Below are 21,963 nucleotides of genomic sequence, written 5' to 3'. Positions count from 1 at the left end.
GCCGTTCATCGGGTGCCCCGCAGGAAGCCGGTCTGGCGGCCCACCACCTGGCCGGCGTCGGGGGCCACAATGACTTCCTGGGCCGCGGAGTACGGCTCGTCCCCGTCCACGACGGTCAGGACCTCGTCCGGGGCGACGGAGCGTTTGATCACGGCCAGGGCGACGGGGCCCATCTCGTAGTGCTGCGCCACGGAGGTCACGGTGCCCACCTTGCGCTCGCCCGCACGCACCTCGCTGCCGGCCGCGGGCAGGGTGTGCTGGGAACCGTCGAGCTGGAGGAACACGAGACGGCGCGGCGGGTGGCCCAGGTTGTGGACGCGCGCGATCGTCTCCTGGCCCTTGTAGCAGCCCTTGGCCAGGTGCACGGCAGTGCGGAGGAGGTCGAGCTCATGCGGGATGGTCTTGTCGTCCGTTTCCGCGCCCCACCGGGGCCGCCACGCCGCAATCCGCAGCGCTTCGGAGGCCATGGTGCCGGCGAGGGCACGGTCGCCCACGGTCGCGACCAGTTCGTCCGCGGGGACCAGGTACTCGAACCACGGCCGTTCCAGTCCTGGATGGGCGTCCTCGCCCACCACAGCGTAGGAGTAGCCGCCGGCGCCGACGTGCGGCCACGGGTCTTCCCACGCCTGCAGCGCGTCCCATTCCGGGATGCGGTGCGTGGAGCCGAGTACGGCCCAGTCGGCGGAGACGTCCGCGATTTCGACCCGGAGCATGAATTTCATCATGTTGAGCCATTCGGCGAGCGGGGCCGCCTCGGCTGCCTCGACGATCAGCCAGGTCGTGGCGCCGTCATCCACCACCCTGGCGTCAAATTCGATCCGGCCCTGCACGCTCAGCAACAGCAGTTCGGTGGACTGGCCACGGGCCAGGGAAGTGAGCTGCTGGGAGGACAGCGTGTTGAGCCAGCTCAGGCGGTCCGGCCCGCTGACCGTCACCACGCCGCGGTGTGAGAGATCGACGACGGCGGTGCCGGCGGCCAGCGCCCGCTGCTCCCGGAGCGGCTCGCCGTAGTGGGCGGCGACGCGGGCATCGGCGCCGCCGGCCTCAACCGCGGCCGGGCGCGACAACAGGGGGCTTTTGATAGTCATATTGAAAGGAACGTCCTTAGCTCTGTGCGTATTCCGGCCCCGGCAGGTTCCGGCCCCGGCAGGGACAATCTGGCTCCGCCGGACTGTGGGGCAGGCCGGTCCTAGCGGTATTCCGGATTTTCGAAGTCGAAGCGGGTGCCCGCTTTCCAGGCGTCGGGCAGGTTTCCGTATGCGGGAATGCCGCCCGCGTCCTTGAGCATGCGCGCCAGGTGCAGCATGTTCCAGGTCATGAAGGTGGTGTTGCGGTTGGTGAAATCGCTCTCCGGCCCCCCGGACCCCTGGTCAAGGTAGCTCGGTCCCGGCCCGACGGGACCGATCCAGCCGGCATCGGCCTGCGGCGGGATGGTGAAGCCGACGTGCTGGAGGCTGTACAGGACGTTCATGGCGCAATGCTTGATGCCGTCCTCATTGCCGGTGATGAGGCAGCCGCCCACCTTCGGGTAGTAGGCCCACTGGCCCTTCGCGTTCAGCTGCCCGGAGTGGGCGTAGAGGCGCTCGATGAGCTTCTTGGTCTGCGAGGAGTTGTCCCCCAGCCAGATGGGCCCCGCGACGACGACGATGTCCGCTTCCTGGACGGCCGGGTAGAGTTCCGGCCACTCATCGGTGGCCCAGCCGTGTTCGCGCATGTCCGGGTAGACCCCGCTGGCGATGTCGTGGTCCACCGTGCGGATCACGCGGGTGCTGACGCCCTGCTTCTCCATGATCCGGCGGCTGACCTCGATCAGGCCCTGCGTGTTGGACACGTCCGGGGACTTCTTGAGCGTGCCGTTGAAGAACACGGCCTTGAGGTCGGCGTAGCTGGCGCTGCCGGGTGCTGTGCTGCCGGCTGAGCTGGTGACTGTGTCATTCACGGTATTTCTCCTGGGTCGATGGTGACAACGGAAAAATCAGTGAGACCGCGTAATTAGCCTGCTTTGGCGAGGATGGCCGATGCGTGGGCCTCCAGGCCGCCGCCCGCCGTCGAATTCTTGCCGGTGGCCACGTCCCAGCGCCACAGCAGGTTTCCTTCCACCAGCCCGAAGATCCGGGTGGCCGCCGTGTACTCCTTGGAGTGGCTGCCGCGCATCACCATGTCGGTGCTGAGCTGGATCTGGGGGCCCTTGATCTGGCCGTAGTACAGCTCCGAGATCCCGCCGGGGTGGGCGATGGAGACCGAGATGTCGAAGCCGCCGTCGCTGTTGCGCAGGGCCTCCACCTCGTCGGCGCTCTTGAGCACCGGGACGATGTCCGCCGGGATCAGGCCGGGGCCGCCGTCCTCCTCGCGCTGCTTACGCTCCAGCGCCCAGAAGCCGGTCTCGACGGTAAGGGGACGCAGCTTCGTGCCCTCGTCGTCGGTCAGCCAGCTCTCGGCGCGGTACTGCAGGTACGGCAGGCCGTTGTGCGTAAACGAGACGTGTTGCAGGAAGTGGTCGGAGTCCTCGTCTCCAGCCCCCAGCCGGCCGCTGCCCTCCCACTCACCAATGAGCCAGGACAGCGGAACGATTTCGGGGGTCAGATCAGTAGGGATTTCAATCGGCACAGCATCTACCTCTGGAAGCTACGGGGTCTGGAACGTGTTACTTCTGGCCTTTGAAGAGGCGGTACACGACAAAGCCGGCAAACCACGCCATGGACAGGCTGGCCACGCCAAGCAGGACAAGGAAAAAGATCTCATATGCAAGTACGGACATGATGCCATCCTAACGCTTAGTAGATGAGTAGTTTGTCTATGAAGTAGGCCAGGGAACCGACAGCAGAAACCGGCCCGAGCCCCATGCCCACGGCCGCCAAAACATTAAGGCCTTCACCGTTGAGGATGACGAGGCGGCGGAAACTTACCAGCACCGCCCCCACGACGACACCGACGAGGGCCGCCGGCAGCACGGCGATGTCGGAGAACACCAGGCCGGCGAGCGGCCCGGCAAGGCCGGCGCTCACGATGCCCAGCGGCGCCACGATCCGGTCCGGCCAGCGGATCAGCCCCGCCAGCAGCGCGATCGCCGAGCTGATGGCCGCCACGAGGATCATTTCGCGGACCCCGTTGAAGCGCGAACTCGCAATCCAGCCGGCGCCGAGGCAGGAGAGCAGGACACCCGCGCACGAGCCCAGGGTGGATTCGAGGCGCTGGGCCTGACCGGTGCCCCGGATCAGCTGCATGACGAAGATTGCCATGACCCCGACGGCCAGGAATGACGGCGTCCAGTCCAGGAAGCCCGGAGCCGGGAGATAGGTCGCAGCCACTGCCGACCCGACGCCGGGCAGGCCAATCAAGACCGCAAGGGTCTTCTTGGCGGGGATGCCGAGAAAGTAGGGCCAGCCGATACCGATGCCGGCGGCGGCGAGCGCCGCGACGGCCAGGAGGACCTCAGGCGAGGTATAGGCTCCGGCGACAATCGCCGCGAGACCGGCCAGGCCGATGATCCCGACGCTCCACGGCTTCACTGTCTGCTCGCCATCGGCAGACCCAGCATGGCCAGACCTTCGCTCACTGCGGACCCCAATTCGACTCGGCTCAATTTCGACGGGCCGCGGGCCCTGACGGTTCAATCCTGCCCTATGTGAACGGTATGTGTCGCAAAAGGAGGCGCCGGAGGTGACGGGACCATGGCCGGAATGGGGCCTTTAGGTATACTCAACATCAGCAACAAGACGCCCAACGATGCGCGGACACCCCTTGGAGGAACAATGTCGCACATCCTGCTATTGACGAACAGCACGGGAACATCCGTGGACGTCCTGCCTGCTCTGGAACTGCTGAACCACCGGGTGCATATCCTTCCGGCCGAGCCCACTGCCCTGCTCGAGACCGACCCCTGCGACATCGTCCTGCTCGATGCCCGCAAGGACCTGGTCGGCGCACGTTCCCTCACCCAGCTGCTCAAGGCCACCGGCCTCAGCGCCCCGTTGATGCTGATCCTCACCGAGGGCGGCATGGCCGCGGTGTCCTCGGCGTGGGCCGTGGACGACATCCTCCTGGAATCCGCGGGCCCGGCAGAAGTCGAGGCCAGGATCCGGCTCGGCGTCGCGCGCGCCGTTCCGGACAAGGAAGACGTGCCGACCGAAATCCGGGCCGCCGGCGTCGTGATTGACGAGGCCAGCTACACCGCACGGGTCAACGGCGCCGCGCTCAACCTGACCTTCAAGGAATTTGAACTGCTGAAATACCTGGCCCAGCACCCCGGCCGGGTGTTCACCCGCCAGCAGCTGCTGACCGAAGTCTGGGGCTACGACTACTACGGCGGCACGCGCACCGTGGATGTCCACGTCCGGCGGCTGCGGGCCAAACTGGGCGCCGACCACGAGAACCTGATCAGCACCGTCCGCAACGTCGGCTACCGCCTGACCCTGGTCCGCCAGCCCGAGGACGAACTGACCGAGGCCTGAGCGCGCCACGGCCGCCACAGCGCGGCGGCGCCGGTACGCAGGCACTGTACACAAGTACTGAACGCAGGCACTGAACGCAGAAGGCCCCGGACTCTGGAATCCAAAGTCCGGGGCCTTACTTGGTGCACCAAACCATCGGCACAAACTTCTCAGTATCTAGCAGTACTTCTCAGTATTTATCAGTGGAGGACATACGGGTCGAACGTATCGAGGCCACCCCAGTGGTGGATCCCCCTCGCATCTGGCTCAACGCCGGACGAGATAACGACTATACGCGGCCGTCCGCAGTTCGACAAAATCGGCCGCCGACCCCCATGCACCCGATAGCCTTGCACCATGAGCCCTGCGCACCCGGAAAACTGGCCCGTACACACTGAAAAAGGAACCGTGGACGCCGCGCTGCTGCGGGACGTCGCCGCCCTTGTCGCCGCGGCGGAAGAGTCCGACGGCAATCCGCCGTTGTCCGAACAGACCCTTGTCACGCTGCGCGCCGGCGATGCGGGCGAGCACTCGGTGCTTGCCCTGGCCCTCTATGCCCCGGACGACAAGTTGGATCCCGCGACGGCGCAGGACCTGGCCGGCGTCGCCGTCGTCATCGAGGAACCCGACGGCACCGGCATCCTCGAGGTCGCCGTCCATCCCAGCTACCGCAACCAGGGCGTGGGCGACCGCCTGCTGGGCGAACTGAAGACCGTCCGCGGCTTCGCCGGCCTGAAAGCCTGGTCCCACGGAAACCACGAGGCCGCGGCCGACCTCGCGGCCCGCTACGGCTACGGAGCCGTGCGTGAGCTGTGGAAGATGCGGTTGATGACGGCGGCAGCGGCCCTGCCGGAGGTCCAACTCCCGGACGGCGTACAGCTCCGCGCCTTCGTGCCCGGCCGGGACGAGGACGCCTGGCTGGCCGCAAACAAGGCCGCCTTCGCCCACCACCCGGAGCAAGGCAACATGACGCGGGCCGATCTGGACGCCCGGATGGCCGAACCGTGGTTTGATCCCGCGGGCTTCCTGCTGGCCGTCGATCCGGCGGACCGGCTCCTGGGATTCCATTGGACCAAGGTGCACCCCCGGCACGGCGACCACCCCGCAATGGGCGAGGTCTACGTGGTGGGCGTGACCCCCGACGCCCAGGGATCCGGGCTGGGCAAGGCCCTCACGGTCGCCGGCATCAGGCATCTTCAGGACCTGGGGCTCCGCGCCGTCATGCTCTACGTCGATGCCGACAACACCCCCGCCGTCGCCCTCTACCGCCGGCTCGGATTCACCCGCTGGGATGTCGACGTGATGTACGCGCCGCTGCCGCAGCAGCCATCACCGGCCGCCGCTCCCGCGTCGGACGGCGTTAGTCAAGTCGGCGGATAACCGTCCCGGCCCGGGCCGAAACCTGGGGTCATCCGGCCATGATTGCTTGTAAGGTTGAAGCTACATCGCGCCAGCATTGAGGAGACACCATGCCACGGGATACCGCCCGGACATCCACGTCTGAACCAGCAACGCCGGAAAAGGGGGCGCGTCCGGTACGTGCCCGCTTTGGCTCCTCCGAAGTGCCGGCCTCGCGCGCCACGCAGGACCGGATCGACATTCCGGAGTTCGCACCGAACCTGGAACCGGAAGGCGACATCCGCCCCGACCGGTTCCTGGACCGGGAACTGAGCTGGCTTGCGTTCAACGCGCGGGTCCTGGAATTGGCCGAGGACCCCAACCTGTACCTGCTGGAGCGGGTCAGCTTCCTGTCCATCTTCGCCTCCAACCTGGACGAGTTCTTCATGGTCCGGGTGGCCGGGCTGAAGCGGCGGATCGCCACGGGGCTCGCCGTCCCCTCCCCTGCCGGGCTGAGCCCCATGCAGGTCCTGGAGCAGATCGGCGAGGAGGCCCACCGGCTGCAGCAGCGCCACGCCCGGGTCTACGCCGAACAGATCCGTCCGGCGCTGGCCTATGAGCACATCCACCTGATGCACTGGGAGGAGCTCGACTCGCAGGCCAAGGACCAGCTCAGCGCCATGTTCGCGGAAAAGGTTTTCCCGATCCTGACGCCGCTGGCCGTGGACCCGGCGCACCCGTTCCCCTACATCTCCGGGCTGTCCCTGAACCTCGCCGTGGTGGTCCGCAACCCGGTCAGCGACAAGGAGCTCTTCGCCCGTGTCAAGGTCCCTGACCAGCTCCCGCGCCTGATCTCCATCGACGGCGCCCGCGCCGGCTCCGTCCCGGGACGGGTGGCACGGTTCATCGCGCTCGAAGAAGTGATCGCCGTGCACCTGGACCAGCTGTTCGCCGGCATGGAGGTCCTGGAACACCACATCTTCCGCGTGACCCGCAACGAGGACGTCGAGGTCGAAGAGGACGACGCCGAAAACCTGCTGCAGGCCTTGGAGAAGGAACTCCTGCGCCGCCGGTTCGGCCCGCCCGTCCGCCTTGAGGTCACCAATGACATCAACCCGAACATCCGTGCCCTGCTGATCCGCGAGCTCGGCGTCGAGGAATCCGAGGTCTACTCCGTCCCGGCGCCGCTGGACCTGCGCGGACTCTCGGTGATTGCCGGGATCGACCGGGCGGACCTGCACTACCCCAAGCACGTCCCGCACACCTCGCGCTACCTCAACGAATCGGAAACGTCCAAGGCGGCCAACGTCTTTGCCGCCATGCGGCGACGGGACATCCTCCTGCACCACCCGTACGACTCCTTCTCCACGTCGGTCCAGGCGTTCCTGGAACAGGCAGCCGCGGACCCCAAAGTCCAGGCCATCAAGCAGACCCTGTACCGCACTTCCGGTGACTCCCCGATTGTCGATGCCCTGATCGACGCCGCCGAGGCCGGCAAGCAGGTCCTGGCGCTCGTGGAGATCAAAGCGCGCTTTGACGAGCAGGCGAACATCTCCTGGGCCCGGAAACTGGAACAGGCCGGCGTCCATGTGGTGTACGGCATCGTGGGGCTCAAGACCCACTGCAAGCTCTCCCTCGTGGTCCGCCAGGAAGTGGACGGCCTGCGCCGCTACTGCCACATCGGCACCGGCAACTACCACCCCCGCACCGCCCGCTACTACGAGGATCTGGGCCTGCTGACGGCGAACGAACAGGTCGGCGAAGACCTTTCGAAGCTGTTCAACCAGCTCTCCGGCTACGCGCCGAAGTCCACGTTCAAGAGGCTGCTCGTGGCGCCGCGCTCGGTCCGTTCCGGGCTGATCGACAGAATCGAGACCGAGATCAGGAACGCCCGGGCCGGCATCCCCGCCCGCGTCCAGATCAAGGTCAATTCGATGGTGGACGAAGCCATCATCGATTCCCTGTACCGCGCGTCCCAGGCCGGGGTGCAGGTGGATGTCATTGTCCGCGGCATCTGCTCCCTGCGGCCCGGCGTTCCGGGCCTGAGCGAGAACATCACGGTCCGCTCCGTGCTGGGCCGCTTCCTGGAACACTCCCGCGTCTTCGCTTTCGCCAATGCCGGCGACCCGGTGGTTTACATCGGCTCGGCCGACATGATGCACCGCAACCTCGACCGCCGCGTTGAAGCCCTCGTGCAGCTGACGAGCGGCGACGACACGAGCTACGTCTTGGACTTGCTCAACCGCTACATGGTGCCCGAAACCGCGAGTTGGCATTTGGACAAGCAGGGTGAATGGACCCGCCACCACCTGGCGGAAGACGGCCAGGACCTCAAGGACGTGCAGTCCTGGCTGCTCGCCTCCCGCTCGCGCCAGCGCTCGACCAGCCTGCGGTAGGGATCGTGAGTGTGAGCAGCGATGCACTGGTTGCGGACCAGGCTGACCAACCCGGCGAAGAGGTTTCCGTCACGGCGGCGGGCGCCATCCCGTGGCGCCTCAATTCGGTAAACAAGGACCAGCTCGAGGTCCTGCTGATCCACCGTCCGCGGTATGACGACTGGTCCTGGCCGAAGGGCAAAATCGACGCCGGCGAGACCATCCCGGAGTGCGCCGTGCGCGAGGTGGAGGAGGAGATCGGGCTCACCGCTCCGCTGGGGATCCCGCTCCCGCCCATCCACTACCACGTGGCGGCCGGGCTGAAGGTGGTCCACTACTGGGCGGTCGACGTCGACGGCGCCGTCTTGATCCCGGACGGCACGGAAGTCGACAGCGTCATGTGGTGCCCGCCCGAGAAGGCCGCCCGTCTCCTGAGCAACCCGAGCGACATCGAGCCGCTGCAGCACCTGGTGAACGCCCACGACCGCGGGGAGCTGGCGACCTGGCCGCTGCTGATCGTGCGCCATGCGAAGGCCAAGCCCCGCTCGTCCTGGTCCAAGGCCGAGGGCGACCGCCCGCTGGCCGCCACCGGCATGCGGCAGGCGCAGTCGGTGGGGCGGCTCCTGCAGGCGTGGAAGCCCGCGCGGATCGTTTCAAGCCCGTGGCTGCGGTGCGTGGCCACCATCGCTCCCTACGCCAAGGCGGCCGACGCCAAGGTCAAGCTCAACGAGGCCCTCACCGAGCACCGGCACAGCCGCAGCCCGCACAAGACGGCAGCCGTCGTCGAGGGATTGTTCGACAAGCAGCGGGCCGTGGCGCTGTGTACGCACCGTCCGGCCCTGCCCACGGTCCTGAAGCAACTCGCGAAGCACATGAACTCCCGGCTGCGGGACCTGCTGCCGTCCTCGGACCCGTTCCTGGCGCCGGGCGAGATCGTGGTCTGCCACGTGGCCCGCGGCAGCAAGAAAAAAGTGGTCGCGGTGGAGCGGTTCAAGCCGTTCGACGACTGAGGTCCTTGACCCCGGGGGGCCCTAAGCCTAGTTTGTATCAATAGCTTGATACATTACTGCTGAATCTTGGGGGATTCCGTGCCGGTCCTGTTGAACGTGCCGCCGATGCTGTTGCTCGGCCCGGCGATCGCCGCCCTGCTGGTGTATGCCGTCCTGCGGTGGGTGATCTGGGCTCCCGGGACCGGAACGTCGCCGCAGACAGTGTCGGAGCACGGGCTGTGGGTAGGTGTGATCGGCTGGCTCGCGAGCTCACTCCAGGGCGCCATGACCCTGGGCATCATCCCGGCCAATCCGTCAGCGTCCGCCGTGGTGGGCGCCGACTCGATCATCCCGGCGCTGGCATGGCCGGTCCTGGGCTGCCTGGGCGTGCATGCCCTGGGACAGGTCACCTACCCGGGTCCGCGGCGAATGCGGCGGCAGGCCGTGCTGTCCGTGCGGCGCATCAAAGACTTCCTGCCCCGCAGGCTGGCATTGACCACGGCTGCAATCTTCGTCTCGGCTGCCGCGGCCATCGCCCGGACTGCCACGCTGCCCGGGTTCGCGGCCGTGGCTCCCACTACGGTCAGCGACGGCGCATACGGCTACTACAACAGCGGCGGCGACGGCCGTATCCCCGGACCGGAGGTGGCCGCCTGGCTCGGGGGCGCCCTGCTGGTGCTGGCCGTCGGCACGTGGCTGGTTTTGTGGCTGATCGCCCGCCGCCGGCAGCTGGAGGCCCTTGACGCGGCGGACAACGCTGTACTGCGGACCATCGCGATGAACCGGCTGCTGCGCACAGTGTCCACAGTGGCTGCCGGCTTGGCGGTCATCGCGGGGAACTTCGCGGCCCGTCCCGATCCGGCCCAGCAAACGGGATCGTGGACGAACTTCGCCGGCCTCGCGGCGACCGTGGTTCTGCTCGTGATGTGGTGGTGGCGGCCGCCTCGGCTTGCTTCCGCCGGGCTGGGCGTCCGGAACCGGCCGGAATCAGGGATCGCCGCCGGCCGCCAGCACCCGGCCGCGAGGCTGGTTTCCTCACTTGGAGCGCTCCTGGGCCTCGCGGCTGCCGTGCCGCTAGTCGCCGGAGCCTTCCTCGCCCCCGTGATCATGGCGGCCGCCGGCTACGGACTTGCGGGACTCGTGGCCGTGATGGGCACCTGCGTCCTGCTGGTCATCGCGGGAGGCGAGCTGGTCCTGCAGCGCAACTACGGAACGCCGGAGGCGCCGCGCACCTGGCCCCGGCAGCCGGTCAGCCCCGCCCTGCTGACCACGGCGGTCCTGGCGCTGCTGGTCTTCCTGGCAGCCCTCGCCGTCACCGCCGCGGGACAGGCCCTGCTGGCCGAAGATCCCGGCTGGGTTCCGGTTGCACTACTCACCGCCGGGACCTGCGTTGCCGCCCTGCCGGCGTTCCTCCGGGCCCGGTCCCGCCAGGGCGTCCGCGACGCCCCGCGCGGTCTGGACGCCGCGCTGCGCGCCATCACGGTCCACCGCGTCGTGCGGACCCTCGCAGCAACCCTCACGGCCCAGGCCGGTGTCCTGCTGCTGACCCAGACCAATGCCTGGGCGACGGTGTTCGGGCCGGACGCGTTCGGCGACGCCGTCGATCCGGCCGCCGGATCGTGGTGGCCGGCGACCCTGGCCGGCGCTGTCCTGGCCGCCAGTGCCGTGGCCATCGCCGTCATCCCCGTGGGCGGCCTGGCCCGGAAGACCCCCGCTCCCCTGCCGCGGAAGGAAGTCGCCGCGTGACGGCGGGCATCGCCATCAACCTGCGTTCGCCAGTTCCCCCTTTCGAGCAGATCCGGACGCAGATCGCCTCCCTCATCAGCGTCGGGACGCTGGCCGCGGGAACCCGGCTGCCGACCGTCCGCAGCCTCGCGTCGGACTTGGGCCTCGCGGCCGGGACAGTCGCGCGGGCCTACAAGGAACTCGAACTGGCCGGACTGGTCGAAACCCGGCGGCGCAACGGCACGGTGGTCGCCGGCAGCCAGCCGATCCTGACCCCGCCCGCACCTCCGCCGGGCACGGTCCCGGTGGAGGTGATCGCCGCCGTCGACCGCTGCATTGCGGAAGGCCGCACTGCCGGCCTCGACGACGCGGCACTGCTGGCGATCCTGCGGGCGAGGCAGGGAGGGTCACACAAATAAGGAGAGCCGGCGAGTTCTCAGTAGACTGGAACGGTGAGCATCCCTACGCCCTATGAAGACCTCCTGCGCGACGTCCTCGAGCACGGCACGCACAAATCGGACCGCACCGGCACCGGCACCCTGAGCGTTTTTGGCCGCCAGCTCCGCTTCGACCTGAGCAAGAGCTTCCCGCTGATCACCACCAAGCGGGTGCATTTCAAGTCCGTGGCGGTGGAGCTGCTCTGGTTCCTCCGCGGCGACACGAACGTCAAATGGATGCAGGACCAGGGCGTCACCATCTGGGACGAATGGGCCGACGCCGACGGCGAACTCGGTCCCGTTTACGGGGTCCAGTGGCGTTCCTGGCCCACGCCCGACGGCGGGCACATCGACCAAATCGCCGAGCTCATCGAGAACCTGAAGTCCAACCCGGATTCGCGCCGGCACATCGTCTCGGCCTGGAACGTCTCCGAACTCAAGGACATGGCCCTGCCCCCGTGCCACGCGTTCTTCCAGTTCTACGTGGCGGACGGCAAGCTTTCGTGCCAGCTGTACCAGCGGTCGGCGGACACCTTCCTGGGCGTGCCCTTCAACATCGCGTCCTACGCCCTGCTGACACGCATGATCGCGCAGCAGACCGGCCTGGAACCGGGCGAATTCGTCTGGACCGGCGGGGATGTCCACATCTACGACAACCACATGGACCAGGTCCTCAAGCAGCTCGCCCGCGAGCCCTACGACTACCCCCAGCTGAACATCACCCGAAAGCCGGACTCCATCTTCGACTACACCCTCGAGGACTTCGAGGTGGTCGGCTACCAGCACCACCCGACGATTAAGGCCCCGATAGCCGTATGAGCAACGACAACACCGCGGGCGTGCAGCCCGGCGATTTCACGGAACAACTCCGAGCGTCCACCACTGGCCTCGGGCTCGTCTGGGCCCAGACCAGCACCGGGGTGATCGGCAAGGCCGGTGACATGCCGTGGCACCTGCCCGAGGACATGTCGCACTTCAGCCGCCTCACCACCGGCCACCCGGTCATCATGGGACGCAAGACCTGGGAATCATTCCCGGACAAGTACCGCCCCCTGCCCGGCCGGACGAACATCGTCATCACCCGCCAGGCCACCTGGCAGGACACCCCGGGCGCGGAAGGCGCCGTCGCCGTCGCGTCGCTCGATGACGCCTTGCTCGAATCCCAGTTCGTGGCCGGCCATGAGACCGTGTGGATCATCGGCGGCGGCGAAATCTTTGCCCAGTCCCTGGACCTTGCCGACGTCGCCGTCGTCACCACCATCGACACCAACGCCGAAGGGGACACCTTCGCTCCGGAACTCGGCTACGACTGGACCGCCTCGGCCAGCCTCCCGGCCAACGGCTGGCTGACCTCCGCCAACGGCACCCGCTACCGGATCACGCTGTGGCGCCGGACGGAGGCCAAGTAATGCTCCGGAAGCCCGAGACACTCTTTGTCCTGGGGTACATGCTCCTGCCCCTGCTCGCACTGCTCTCCGCGGTCGTGGGATTGACCATGATCCTGGGCGGCAACAAGATCCTCGGGGCGATCGTGCTGGTGGTGGTGACCCAGGTCTTCACGTTCGGGGCGGTTTTCGCGCTGCGCCGGCGCAAGGCGGCACTGCTGGAAGAGCCCCGCGGCGACTATAACGCGTGACGTAACCGACTGCGCCGGGCTGGCCGTGAAGTCTAAACTGGGCCCATGACTACAGCAGCTACCCCGTCCGTCGGCCTGGTTGGTTGGCGTGGCATGGTCGGTTCCGTCCTCATGCAGCGCATGCAGGATGAGGGCGACTTCGCCAACATCAACCCGGTCTTCTTCTCCACCTCAAACGCGGGCGGTGCCGCCCCGGCCCTGGCCGGCGCCGCTGCGGGCGCCGCCGGCAAGCTTGAGGACGCGTTCGACCTCGAGACCCTGGCGAAGCTGCCCATTATTGTCACCGCCCAGGGCGGGGACTACACCAAGCAGGTCCACGGCGAGCTCCGCAGCCGCGGCTGGGACGGCCTCTGGATCGATGCCGCCTCCACGCTGCGCATGAATGAGGATTCCATCATCGTGCTGGACCCCATCAACCGGGACGTCATCGACGCCGGCCTCTCCGGCGCGGTGAAGGACTACGTCGGCGGCAACTGCACCGTGTCCTGCATGCTGATGGGCCTGGGCGGGCTCTTCAAGAACGACCTGGTCGAATGGGGCACGTCCATGACGTACCAGGCGGCCTCCGGCGGCGGGGCACGCCACATGCGTGAACTGCTGAACCAGTTCGGCAGCCTCAACGCCGAGGTCAGCACCGAACTGGACGACCCGGCGTCGGCGATCCTCGAGATCGATCGCAAGGTCCTGGCACACCAGCGCGCCGGCATCGACGCCACACAGTTCGGCGTTCCGCTGGCCGGTTCGCTGATCCCCTGGATCGACGCGGACCTCGGCAACGGCCAGTCCAAGGAGGAATGGAAGGCCGGGGTGGAGACGAACAAGATCCTTGGCACCTCCGCCGCGAACCGCGTCGTCATGGACGGCCTGTGCATCCGGATCGGTGCGATGCGCTCCCACTCCCAGGCCCTGACACTGAAGCTGCGCGAGGACCTCCCGGTCGCCGAGATCGAGAAGCTCGTGGACGCGGACAACCAGTGGGCCCGCGTGGTGCCAAACACCAAGGAAGCCTCAATGGCCGAGCTCACGCCCGTGGCGGCGTCCGGCACCCTGGACATTCCGGTGGGCCGGATCCGCAAGCTCGAGATGGGTCCGCAGTACATCAGCGCGTTCACGGTGGGCGACCAGCTGCTGTGGGGCGCCGCGGAGCCGCTGCGGCGCATGCTCCGCATCGCCACCGGAAACCTGTAGGAGCCCGTCCGGGACACCCCTTCAGGCGGACGTTCAGGCACCCGTCCGGGCACCTTTTCCGGCGCCTGTTCAGGCGCCAAGGAATCTGCGGTATTTCGCGGCCTGCAGCCCAAAAGACTTTTGGGCTGCAGGCCGCAGCCCGTTAACGACGTCGAAGGGTTCAGGCACGACGCCGGCTCCCCTGCGGCCCGGCGGCCCGGCCCAGGTGCCGATCACGCCGCCGCCGGCCACAATGGTCTTCTTGAACACGCCGTTGCCGCCGGGGACGATCTTGTCGGCGTGCTCCGGCGGCAGCACGAGGGACCGGTCCGCGTAGCCGAGCAGGAATTCGTCGAACCCCGGCAGCGCCAGCACCGTGCGCTGACCGGGGACGCCGTCGTCGAGCAGCGCGGCTGTCTCTGCAGAGAGCCAGTAGCTGGTCCCCTCAAACTCCAGTTCCGCCAGCTGGTCCGACACCCGGGCCAGGGCGGCCCGGGTTTCCGTCAGCGGAATGCCGGCCCACCAGGCAAAATCACGTTCCGTGGCGGGGCCGTGACTGCGAAGGTAGCGCAGCAGCCACTCGGCGATGCCGTCGGAACGGTCCAGGGTCCGCGACTCGGTGATCCAGTCGCCGAAGGCCACGACCAGCTGCTGGTTGCCGGCCAGCGGACCCTGCACCAGCAACCCCCGCTGGCACAGGATCCCGAGCAGATGGATGCCGCGCTGGCCCGCCGTGGACTGGCCCGCCCGTTCGAAGGCCTGGAACAGCTCCGCCCGGCTGGCAGCTCCTCCGGAGACCAGCTGCAGGGCAGTTGCCGCGGCGGCGTCGACGTCCGCGGCCGTGATCTCGAGCTCCCGGTGGCGCCGGGCCAGGCCCTGGATCAGCCGGTCGGAGGTGATGGCCAGCATCCATTTCAAGTCCTCGGGCGCCAGCACGTGCAAGGTGCCGCGCATTGGCCAGGAACGGACGATCTCCGCCCGGTCCAGCGCCCCGCGTACGTCTTCGGCGCGGGAACCCGGCACGCGCTGGCCGACGGCCCAGAGCACGGCCTGCAGGTCCTGGGCCTGCATCGCAGTCATGCCGCGGACGGCGTCGGGGACGGACTGAAACCCCGGTCCCAGCAGTCCCTGGGCGGCGAGCCGCAGCCTGCCGATGATTCCGGGGCCAAGCCGGCGGACGCCCGTCACTGCTGCCATGGAACCATGGTAAGTCGCGTGTGCTGCCTGTCGGGTTGTTGCCCGGCTGTTCCCAGCCGCCATCCAGCAGGCTTCCCTACCCTTGAATCATGACTATGAGTGAGGTGTGGCCGCTACTGCGGCCCCTGTGCCGGAAGCTGGCCCTGCTGGGCTGGGCGTCCAGCGCCGCCGGCATGGCTGCCGGGCTCGCCGTCGCCATCGCCAGCGGTACCCGGCTCTCGCCCATGATGAGCACCCTGCAGCTGGTGGCCGCCTCGTCCATGGCGGTGTCCGTGGCCAGCTTCGTCACGGCCGCGGCGTTGCAGCCGCGGGCACGGTCTCAGGCACGGGTGCAGGCGGCCGTGAAGCACGGAAGCATCGCCCCGCAGGGCCGGGAGCTCCAGCTCGACTATGGCGGCGAATTTCCGGCCACCGTGCAGGCCTTCCTGCTCGGCTCCCTGGCGTTCCTCGCCGGCGCCGTGGCGTTTGCGTGCGCCGGACTGGTGCTGCAAAGCGGGCCCAGCGTCCAGTCCGTGGCGTTCTGCCAGGTCTTCCTGCTCGGGGCCGCGGCCTCCGGTTTCACCTTCATGCTTTTCAGCAAGGTGGCACCCCGCCACACGGAACCGTAGCCGGGGCGCGGGGGCGCCCGGGCCGGCGCTGCCTCCCGGCCTTGCCCGGGCGGCGGCCCTTTCCCTGGGCCGGATTTTCCCTAAAGATCGACGCCGATCAGCAGCGGCTCCGGGTGCAGTTCAATGCCGAAACGTTCGACGACGCCGTGGCGGACCTCGCGCGCGACGGCCAGCATGTCCGCCGCGCTCGCCCCTCCCCGGTTGGTGATGGCAAGGGTGTGCTTGGTGGACAGCGAGGCCCTGCCGCCCGAGACGCTGTCCGGGTCCAGGCCGAAGCCCTTGGCGAACCCGGCCTGGTCGATCAGCCACGCCGCCGAGAGCTTGGTCAGCCCGTCCGCACCGGCGGGGTACCGCGGGGCCTCCTGCGGCAGCCGTGCCGCGACGTCCTCGGCCACGATCGGGTTCGTGAAAAAGGATCCCGTGGAGTAGGTGTCACGGTCGTCCGCGTCCCAGACCATGCCCTTGGACGCCCTGAGCCGCAGCACCTCGCGCCGGACGTCGGTGGAGTAGGCGCGCTGGCCCTGCTCGACGCCGAGCACCCGGGCGAGTTCGGCGTAGCGGACCGGGGCGCTCTTCCGGCCGAGCGGGAGCTGGAACTCCACGGTGAGCACCACATAGCGCGGTGAGCCGTTGACGGTGGTCTGCTTAAGGATGGAGTCCCGGTAGCCGAACTTGAGTTCGGAATTCGTGAAGGTCTTCACCGCGTTGCGTTCCCGGTCCCAGGTGCGCACGACGGCGATCGTCTGGGAGACGTCGGCCCCGTAGGCGCCGACGTTCTGCACGGGGGTGGCGCCCGTGGCACCGGGGATCCCGGAGAGTGCTTCGACGCCGGACCAGGCATGCTTCACAGCGTGTTCAACGAAGGCGTCCCAGTTGTGGCCGGCCTGGACCACCACCGCCACGCCGCCGCAGGAGTCCTCGGCGTCGACGGTGAACCCCTCCGAGGCGATCTTCAGGACCGTGCCGGGGAACCCGGCGTCGGACACCAACAGGTTGGAGCCGCCGCCGATGATCAGCAGGGACTGGCCGGCGGCGTCCGCGGTGCGCACGGCGTCGATGATCTCGGCCTCGGTGCGGGCCTCGATATAGCTGCCGGCGGGGCCGCCGACGGCGGAGGTGGTCAGGGCGGAGAGCTGGATCTGGGTCACCTGACCAGCCTAGCCGGGATCATCCGCCCGGCTAAGCCGGTACTGGCGGCACCTGGCTAGCTGTACTGTCCCGGCACGGGCGCGGGCGCGGGGAGTTTGCGGGCCACCGGGGAGAGCAGGAAACTGACGATCAGCATCACCATGACGCCCAGCAGCGAGTGGAGAATGCCGACGTGCTCGGCCAGCAGGCCCAGCAGCGGCGGCCCGCACAGGAACGCTCCGTAGCCGATCGTGGACACCACGGACACCCGCGCGGCGGCCTTGACGGGGTCGTCGGCCGCGGCGGACATGCCGACCGGGAAGCCCAGGGACGCGCCGAGTCCCCAGATGGCCAGGGCCACGTAGGCCAGCCACGGTACCGGGGCGAAGACGAACAGGCCGAGGCCCAGAACCGCCAGCGCGGCGCACCAGCGCATCACCGGGACCCGGCCGAAGCGGTCCAGGACCAGGGTGCCGGCGAAGCGGCCGATGGTCATGAAGGTGACGAACAGCCCGTACCCGGCGGCTCCGGCGGCGTCGGTTTGGCCGTGGCCGTCGGCCAGCGCCAGCGCCGCCCAGTCCCCCGCCGCTCCTTCGGCCAGGGCCAGCCCGAGGACCAGCACGCCCAGCAGCAGGGTGCGCCTGTCACGCCAGGCCTGGGCAATGAGGCGTTTGTTGTCCAGCGGCGGCTCCGGGACCGCGTCCGCCTGCCGGACGATCGGGATGGGCCCGGTGGAAGGATCCTCGAAGGTGTCTGTCCCGGACGCCTTGAAGGGCCGCTCCGCCTCGAGGGGCGTGATGTCCGCCCGGAACCAGGCCGCCGCGGTGGTCACCGAGCCGGCCACCAGCAGGCCCACCACTGCCAGGTGCAGGAAGACGGGGATCCCGGCGGCGGCAGCCCAGGCGCCCAGCCCGGCGCCCGCAACAGTGCCCAGGCTGAAGGAGCCGTGCAGCCGGGGCATGATGTGCCGCCGGACGGCGCGTTCCACCGCCGCCCCTTCGACGTTGGACGCGGTGTTCCAGCTGGCGGTGCCCAGCCCGATGATTGCCAGACCCGCGGCAACCGCCACCGGGCTGGCGAGCACCGAGGTGCCGAAGCCTGCCAGCGCCAGCCCGAATCCGACCATGATGCTGCCGATCCGGATGGTGCGCTTGGAGCCAAGGCGAAGAACAATCAGGCCCGAGGCGGACACGGACACGAAGGATCCCGCCGTCATGCAGAGCAGGAGCAGCCCGATCGTGCCCGGGGTCAGGTCCAGACCGTCGCGGATGGCCGGCAGCCGGGACACCCAGGTGGAGAATGCGATTCCGCTCGCGGCGTAGGCCACCACCACGGCGTTTCGCCAGTGCGTGATCTCGGCGGGCGGGACGAAGACTTCCTTGGTCACAGCAGCCAGATTCACAGCAACGCCATGGGCTAGGCCACCCTGACGACGGCCTGGGCCTTGACGAGGACCTTCTGGGCGGCCGAGACGACCGTGAGGTCGACGCGGGCGGTGCCGGCGTCGGCGTCGAGGGCCCCGATGGCCCCGCTGACCTCGATCACGGCACCGGCTTCCGGTGTCCCCGTCGTGTCGGCGACGGGAACCGGCTTGGTGAAGCGGGTCTGGAAGTCGACGACGGCGGCGGGATCGCCGGCCCAGTCGGTCACGAGCTGGACGGCCGCACCCATGGTGAACATGCCGTGCGCGATCACGCCCGGCAGGCCGACGCCGGTGGCGAAGGCCTCGTTCCAGTGGATCGGGTTGAAGTCACCGGATGCGCCGGCGTACTTGACGAGGTCGGTGCGGGTGACGGTAATGCTGCGGCTGCCAATGTCCTGGCCGACCATGAGTGCTGCGATGTCGATGCTCATGGCTACTGTCCCTCTCCGCGGACCAGGATGGACGAGGTGGTGGTGGCGACCGGCTCCCGGACACCGGTGGCATCGCCGGCGGCATCGCCGGGGGCAAGGGCGAAGATTTCCGAGCGGGTGGTGATCATGGCTCCGCCGCCCATGGCGCGGACGCCGTCGACGTGCAGTTCGGCGACCAGCCGGTCGCCCGCGACGATCGGGCGGTGGTGCGTGAACCGCTGGTCGGCGTGGACCACGCGGGAGAAGTCGATCCCGGATTCCGGATCCTCGATCAGCTGCGCGTCGGCGCGCTGCGCGACGATAATGGCGAAGGTCGGCGGCGCCACGAGGTCGCTGTGACCCAGCGCCTCGGCGGCGGCAACATCGAAGTGGGCAGGGTGGGTGGCCTTGACCGCGCGCGCGAACTCGCGGATCTTCTCGCGGCCGACGTCATACACCTCTGCGGCAGGGTAGCTGCGCCCCTGCAGGTCCGGATTGATAGTCATGGTTCCAGCCTATCGCCACGCCCGGAGCCGCCCGGCTTCGTGACAGGGTGCGCGCCGGGGACCGGACGGGCACTGACGGGCGCTCCGGCGGGTCTTGACCGGCGCGATATGATGAAAACATCAATCCATCAATCCGAATCGCCGAGGGCGCCGCCGGACCCCGGCCGCGAACGGATGCGAGAAAGTGTTTCCCCGCCATGATCTCCGCCGCTCAGACCCCCCTGTATGAAATCAAGGCCAATCTGTTCAAAGCTCTGGCGCACCCGGCCCGAATCCGGATCCTCGAGCTTCTGGCGGCCGCGCCCGACACTACGGCGCCCGTCAGTTACCTGCTCGCCGAGACGGGGCTGGAGCCCTCGCACCTGTCCCAGCATCTGGGGACGCTGCGCCGGCACGGTGTGGTGACATCGGTCCGGACGGCGAATGTCGTGACCTACCGGCTGGCGCATCCCAAGATCAAGGAGCTGCTCGCGATTGCCCGGGTCTTCCTGCTGGACACCCTGGCCGGTTCCAGCGAACAGCTCCGGATAGCGCAGGAGCTGCCGGCAGGCCACCTCGACCGCGCGGGCGACGCCGACAGTACCGGCCACCTCGACGCCGCGGCAACGTGAGCGCCGCCCAGGCAGCAGACCCGGCGACGACATCTGCCACGGCCCGGGGACGCTTCGCCCGGTTTGTGCCGTCCCGCCGCGACTACGAGCTCTTGAGGTCCGCCTGGAAGACGGACCTGTTCGCCGGCATCACGGTGGGCATTGTGGCGCTCCCCCTGGCCCTGGCCTTCGGGGTCAGTTCCGGGGTCGGGGCGGAGGCCGGACTCATCACCGCAGTGGTGGCAGGACTTGTCGCCGCCGTCATGGGCGGATCCAACGTCCAGGTCTCTGGCCCGACCGGCGCCATGGTGGTGGTCCTGGCCCCGGTGGTCGCCGTCCACGGCGTCGGCAGCATTGCCCTGGTCTCTGTACTGGCCGGGCTGCTGGTCGTGGTCCTGGGCGCCAGCGGGCTGGGCCGGGCCGTCGCGTTCATCCCGTGGCCGGTCGTGGAGGGTTTCACGCTCGGCATCGCCGCCATCATTTTCCTCCAGCAGGTTCCCTTGGCCACGGGCACCGAGGGAACGCCGGGCCACAACACCCTCCTGGCCGCCGTCGAGAGCGCGTCGCAGGCCACCATGCCGACCGTGCTGGAGACGCTCGCGGTGGTGGCCTGCGTCGCGGCCGTGATGTACCTGCTGCCCAGGCTGAATAAGTCCCTGCCCGCGAGCCTGATCGCGGTGCTGCTCACCACCGCGGCGGCGGAGATGCTGGCGTTGGACATACCCCGGATCGGCGCGCTTCCGCACTCCCTGCCGGCGCCCTCGATGCCCTCTGTCGATCCGGCCGCGCTGGGAGGCCTGCTGATGCCGGCCGTGTCCATCGCGACGCTCGCCGCCATCGAATCCCTGCTCTCGGCCCGGGTGGCCGCCGGCATGGTCGGCCCCGACGGCCGTCCGTCCGGCGCGTACAGCCCGGACCGGGAGCTCACCGGCCAGGGGCTGGCCTCGATCGCTGCCGGATTCTTCGGCGGCATGCCCGCCACGGGCGCGATCGCCCGGACCGCCGTGAACGTCCGTTCCGGGGCCAAGACCCGGCTCTCCGCCGTGGTGCACGCCCTGGTGCTGCTGGCCATCATCTACCTGGCGGCGGGGCTGGTCGGCAGGATCCCGCTGGCGGCGCTGGCCGGCATCCTCATGGTCACGGCCGTCCGCATGGTCTCGCGGCACACCGTGACGGCGATCCTGCGCTCCACCCGGGCCGACGCCGCGGTCTTCGTGGTCACCGCCCTCATTACCGTCGCCTTCGACCTCATTGTGGCCATCCAGATCGGACTCGCCGCGGCCGCCGTATTCACGTTGCGGACATTCGCTTCCCTGAGCGGGGTCCGGCGCGAAGACATCCCGGGGCCGCCGGTTCCGGGCGACGAACACATCGCCATCTTCCGGCTGGACGGGGCCATGTTCTTCGGTGCAGCGGAGCGGGTCCTGCAGGAGATCAGCCAGGTCAGGGACATCCAGGTGGCCGTCATCCGGCTCTCCCAGCTGCGGATGCTGGACGCCACGGGCGCCCACATGCTCGTTGAGGTGGTCTCCGCGCTGGAGCTGCGCGGGGTCACGGTCCTGCTGAAGGGGGTCCAGCCGCAGCATTTGGAGCTCGTGACCAATGTGGGGGTCATCCGCTCACTGCGGCATCACAAGCACCTGTTCACATCCCTCCCGGACGCGGTGGAGCATGCCCGGAGCCATGTGGTGCGGAACGCGGCCGCTAGCGCTTGAGGTTTTTCCGGATCGCCTGGCCGCGGACCACAAGCCCGGCAAGGTGCAGGACCAGGCCGAGCCCGATCACTGCCAGTGAGGCGAGGGCAAGGGGCTGGTTGCCGGTGCTGTTGCCCACTACGCTGAGGATGATGCCGAGGGCGATCAGGCCCATGGCGCTGAAGACGAGCACCTTGTAGGTGGTTGACGCGGTGGCCCAGAATTCATTCAGCACCGTGCCAGTCTACCGGGGCGGCCGGACAACGCCGCGAGCCGCAAAATTCCTGGCGACACTCACATTGCCTGCCGA

At 68.6% G+C, this 21,963-nt stretch carries 23 protein-coding genes; 13 read left to right on the top strand and 10 right to left on the bottom strand.

Annotated features, from left to right (window positions below; all coding sequences use genetic code 11):
- Positions 1-5: 5 nt before the first annotated feature.
- The 4 genes from ygfZ to AC1DNG_RS07145 all read right to left on the bottom strand — a co-directional run bounded on the left by ygfZ (position 6) and on the right by AC1DNG_RS07145 (position 3,509).
- Positions 6-1,088 (bottom strand): CAF17-like 4Fe-4S cluster assembly/insertion protein YgfZ, encoded by a 1,083-nt coding sequence (ygfZ, locus tag AC1DNG_RS07160; RefSeq protein WP_476887019.1) that lies wholly within the window; start codon positions 1,086-1,088, stop codon positions 6-8.
- A gap of 101 nt (positions 1,089-1,189) precedes the next feature.
- Positions 1,190-1,939, bottom strand: coding sequence for a flavodoxin family protein (locus AC1DNG_RS07155; RefSeq protein ID WP_476851316.1), 750 nt, complete (start codon positions 1,937-1,939; stop codon positions 1,190-1,192).
- 53 nt (positions 1,940-1,992) lie between these two features.
- Positions 1,993-2,607, bottom strand: coding sequence for a nitrobindin family protein (locus AC1DNG_RS07150; RefSeq protein ID WP_476887018.1), 615 nt, complete (start codon positions 2,605-2,607; stop codon positions 1,993-1,995).
- Between the two features lie 167 nt (positions 2,608-2,774).
- Positions 2,775-3,509, bottom strand: coding sequence for a permease (locus tag AC1DNG_RS07145; protein WP_476887017.1), 735 nt, complete (start codon positions 3,507-3,509; stop codon positions 2,775-2,777).
- Positions 3,510-3,752: 243 nt separating this feature from the next.
- Between AC1DNG_RS07145 and AC1DNG_RS07140 the strand changes: the two genes are divergently transcribed.
- The 10 genes from AC1DNG_RS07140 (at position 3,753) to asd (ending at position 14,118) form a co-directional block, all read left to right on the top strand.
- Entirely contained in the window at positions 3,753-4,451 is a 699-nt protein-coding gene (locus tag AC1DNG_RS07140; RefSeq protein WP_277526303.1) for a winged helix-turn-helix transcriptional regulator, read from the top strand.
- 336 nt (positions 4,452-4,787) lie between these two features.
- Positions 4,788-5,810: a mycothiol synthase gene (gene mshD, locus AC1DNG_RS07135; RefSeq protein ID WP_476887016.1), complete on the top strand. Its 1,023-nt coding sequence runs from the start codon at positions 4,788-4,790 to the stop codon at positions 5,808-5,810.
- Between the two features lie 89 nt (positions 5,811-5,899).
- Entirely contained in the window at positions 5,900-8,164 is a 2,265-nt protein-coding gene (locus AC1DNG_RS07130; protein ID WP_223913793.1) for an RNA degradosome polyphosphate kinase, read from the top strand.
- An 11-nt stretch (positions 8,165-8,175) separates the two neighbouring features.
- Complete coding sequence (locus AC1DNG_RS07125) at positions 8,176-9,153, top strand: NUDIX hydrolase (RefSeq protein WP_476855676.1); 978 nt, start codon at positions 8,176-8,178, stop codon at positions 9,151-9,153.
- Positions 9,154-9,231: 78 nt separating this feature from the next.
- A complete protein-coding gene (locus AC1DNG_RS07120; RefSeq protein WP_476887015.1) occupies positions 9,232-10,878 on the top strand; it encodes a hypothetical protein in 1,647 nt (548 codons plus the stop codon).
- On the top strand, positions 10,875-11,276 hold the full coding sequence (locus AC1DNG_RS07115; protein WP_476855674.1) for a GntR family transcriptional regulator: 402 nt from the start codon (positions 10,875-10,877) through the stop codon (positions 11,274-11,276). Before AC1DNG_RS07120 ends, AC1DNG_RS07115 begins: the two co-directional genes overlap by 4 nt.
- 33 nt (positions 11,277-11,309) lie before the next feature.
- A complete protein-coding gene (locus tag AC1DNG_RS07110) occupies positions 11,310-12,113 on the top strand; it encodes a thymidylate synthase (protein WP_079550143.1) in 804 nt (267 codons plus the stop codon).
- Complete coding sequence (locus AC1DNG_RS07105) at positions 12,110-12,703, top strand: dihydrofolate reductase (RefSeq protein ID WP_476887014.1); 594 nt, start codon at positions 12,110-12,112, stop codon at positions 12,701-12,703. Before AC1DNG_RS07110 ends, AC1DNG_RS07105 begins: the two co-directional genes overlap by 4 nt.
- The gene (locus AC1DNG_RS07100) at positions 12,703-12,930 is read left to right on the top strand and encodes an NF038396 family protein (RefSeq protein WP_028276519.1); all 228 of its coding nucleotides are present in this window, start codon (positions 12,703-12,705) and stop codon (positions 12,928-12,930) included. Before AC1DNG_RS07105 ends, AC1DNG_RS07100 begins: the two co-directional genes overlap by 1 nt.
- A 45-nt stretch (positions 12,931-12,975) precedes the next feature.
- Positions 12,976-14,118, top strand: coding sequence for an aspartate-semialdehyde dehydrogenase (gene asd, locus AC1DNG_RS07095; protein WP_476887013.1), 1,143 nt, complete (start codon positions 12,976-12,978; stop codon positions 14,116-14,118).
- Between the two features lie 69 nt (positions 14,119-14,187).
- Here the strand turns inward: asd and AC1DNG_RS07090 are convergent, their stop codons facing one another.
- Positions 14,188-15,294: a winged helix DNA-binding domain-containing protein gene (locus AC1DNG_RS07090; RefSeq protein WP_476855672.1), complete on the bottom strand. Its 1,107-nt coding sequence runs from the start codon at positions 15,292-15,294 to the stop codon at positions 14,188-14,190.
- Positions 15,295-15,383: 89 nt separating this feature from the next.
- Here AC1DNG_RS07090 and AC1DNG_RS07085 point away from each other — a divergent pair, with 89 nt between their 5' ends.
- Positions 15,384-15,902, top strand: coding sequence for a hypothetical protein (locus tag AC1DNG_RS07085; protein WP_476855671.1), 519 nt, complete (start codon positions 15,384-15,386; stop codon positions 15,900-15,902).
- Positions 15,903-15,982: 80 nt separating this feature from the next.
- Here the strand turns inward: AC1DNG_RS07085 and AC1DNG_RS07080 are convergent, their stop codons facing one another.
- From AC1DNG_RS07080 to AC1DNG_RS07065, 4 genes are read right to left on the bottom strand one after another with little or no spacing between them, the layout of a single operon-like run.
- Positions 15,983-17,050 carry a UDP-N-acetylmuramate dehydrogenase gene (locus AC1DNG_RS07080; RefSeq protein WP_476855670.1) on the bottom strand — a complete coding sequence of 356 codons (1,068 nt, stop codon included), beginning with the start codon at positions 17,048-17,050 and terminating at the stop codon, positions 15,983-15,985.
- Positions 17,051-17,106: 56 nt separating this feature from the next.
- A complete protein-coding gene (locus AC1DNG_RS07075; RefSeq protein ID WP_476887012.1) occupies positions 17,107-18,432 on the bottom strand; it encodes an MFS transporter in 1,326 nt (441 codons plus the stop codon).
- Positions 18,433-18,446: 14 nt separating this feature from the next.
- Positions 18,447-18,884, bottom strand: a complete 438-nt coding sequence (locus tag AC1DNG_RS07070; protein ID WP_476887011.1) for a MaoC family dehydratase — start codon at positions 18,882-18,884, stop codon at positions 18,447-18,449.
- 2 nt (positions 18,885-18,886) lie between these two features.
- The gene (locus AC1DNG_RS07065; RefSeq protein ID WP_476887010.1) at positions 18,887-19,369 is read right to left on the bottom strand and encodes an FAS1-like dehydratase domain-containing protein; all 483 of its coding nucleotides are present in this window, start codon (positions 19,367-19,369) and stop codon (positions 18,887-18,889) included.
- Between the two features lie 197 nt (positions 19,370-19,566).
- Between AC1DNG_RS07065 and AC1DNG_RS07060 the strand changes: the two genes are divergently transcribed.
- Positions 19,567-19,980: an ArsR/SmtB family transcription factor gene (locus tag AC1DNG_RS07060; protein ID WP_476887009.1), complete on the top strand. Its 414-nt coding sequence runs from the start codon at positions 19,567-19,569 to the stop codon at positions 19,978-19,980.
- A complete protein-coding gene (locus tag AC1DNG_RS07055; RefSeq protein WP_476887008.1) occupies positions 19,977-21,674 on the top strand; it encodes a SulP family inorganic anion transporter in 1,698 nt (565 codons plus the stop codon). The genes AC1DNG_RS07060 and AC1DNG_RS07055 overlap by 4 nt, the downstream gene beginning before the upstream one ends.
- Here the strand turns inward: AC1DNG_RS07055 and AC1DNG_RS07050 are convergent.
- On the bottom strand, positions 21,664-21,888 hold the full coding sequence (locus AC1DNG_RS07050) for a DUF3188 domain-containing protein (protein WP_476887007.1): 225 nt from the start codon (positions 21,886-21,888) through the stop codon (positions 21,664-21,666). The two genes, AC1DNG_RS07055 and AC1DNG_RS07050, sit on opposite strands and share 11 nt — an antisense overlap.
- Between the last annotated feature and the right edge of the window lie 75 nt (positions 21,889-21,963).

This window comes from Arthrobacter sp. 01T425 (genome assembly GCF_056398725.1).
The sequence above is the reverse complement of the archived record's forward strand: the minus strand, read 5'-3'. Positions and strand labels throughout refer to the sequence as shown.

Excerpts from the sequence above, each read along its gene's own strand:
- ygfZ (WP_476887019.1), bottom strand. The coding sequence starts at position 1,088 with ATGACTATCAAAAGCCCCCTGTTGTCGCGCCCGGCCGCGGTTGAGGCC.
- AC1DNG_RS07140 (WP_277526303.1), top strand. The coding sequence starts at position 3,753 with ATGTCGCACATCCTGCTATTGACGAACAGCACGGGAACATCCGTGGAC.
- mshD (WP_476887016.1), top strand. The coding sequence starts at position 4,788 with ATGAGCCCTGCGCACCCGGAAAACTGGCCCGTACACACTGAAAAAGGA.
- AC1DNG_RS07130 (WP_223913793.1), top strand. The coding sequence starts at position 5,900 with ATGCCACGGGATACCGCCCGGACATCCACGTCTGAACCAGCAACGCCG.
- AC1DNG_RS07105 (WP_476887014.1), top strand. The coding sequence starts at position 12,110 with ATGAGCAACGACAACACCGCGGGCGTGCAGCCCGGCGATTTCACGGAA.
- AC1DNG_RS07100 (WP_028276519.1), top strand. The coding sequence starts at position 12,703 with ATGCTCCGGAAGCCCGAGACACTCTTTGTCCTGGGGTACATGCTCCTG.
- asd (WP_476887013.1), top strand. The coding sequence starts at position 12,976 with ATGACTACAGCAGCTACCCCGTCCGTCGGCCTGGTTGGTTGGCGTGGC.
- AC1DNG_RS07090 (WP_476855672.1), bottom strand. The coding sequence starts at position 15,294 with ATGGCAGCAGTGACGGGCGTCCGCCGGCTTGGCCCCGGAATCATCGGC.
- AC1DNG_RS07085 (WP_476855671.1), top strand. The coding sequence starts at position 15,384 with ATGACTATGAGTGAGGTGTGGCCGCTACTGCGGCCCCTGTGCCGGAAG.
- AC1DNG_RS07070 (WP_476887011.1), bottom strand. The coding sequence starts at position 18,884 with ATGAGCATCGACATCGCAGCACTCATGGTCGGCCAGGACATTGGCAGC.
- AC1DNG_RS07065 (WP_476887010.1), bottom strand. The coding sequence starts at position 19,369 with ATGACTATCAATCCGGACCTGCAGGGGCGCAGCTACCCTGCCGCAGAG.
- AC1DNG_RS07060 (WP_476887009.1), top strand. The coding sequence starts at position 19,567 with ATGATCTCCGCCGCTCAGACCCCCCTGTATGAAATCAAGGCCAATCTG.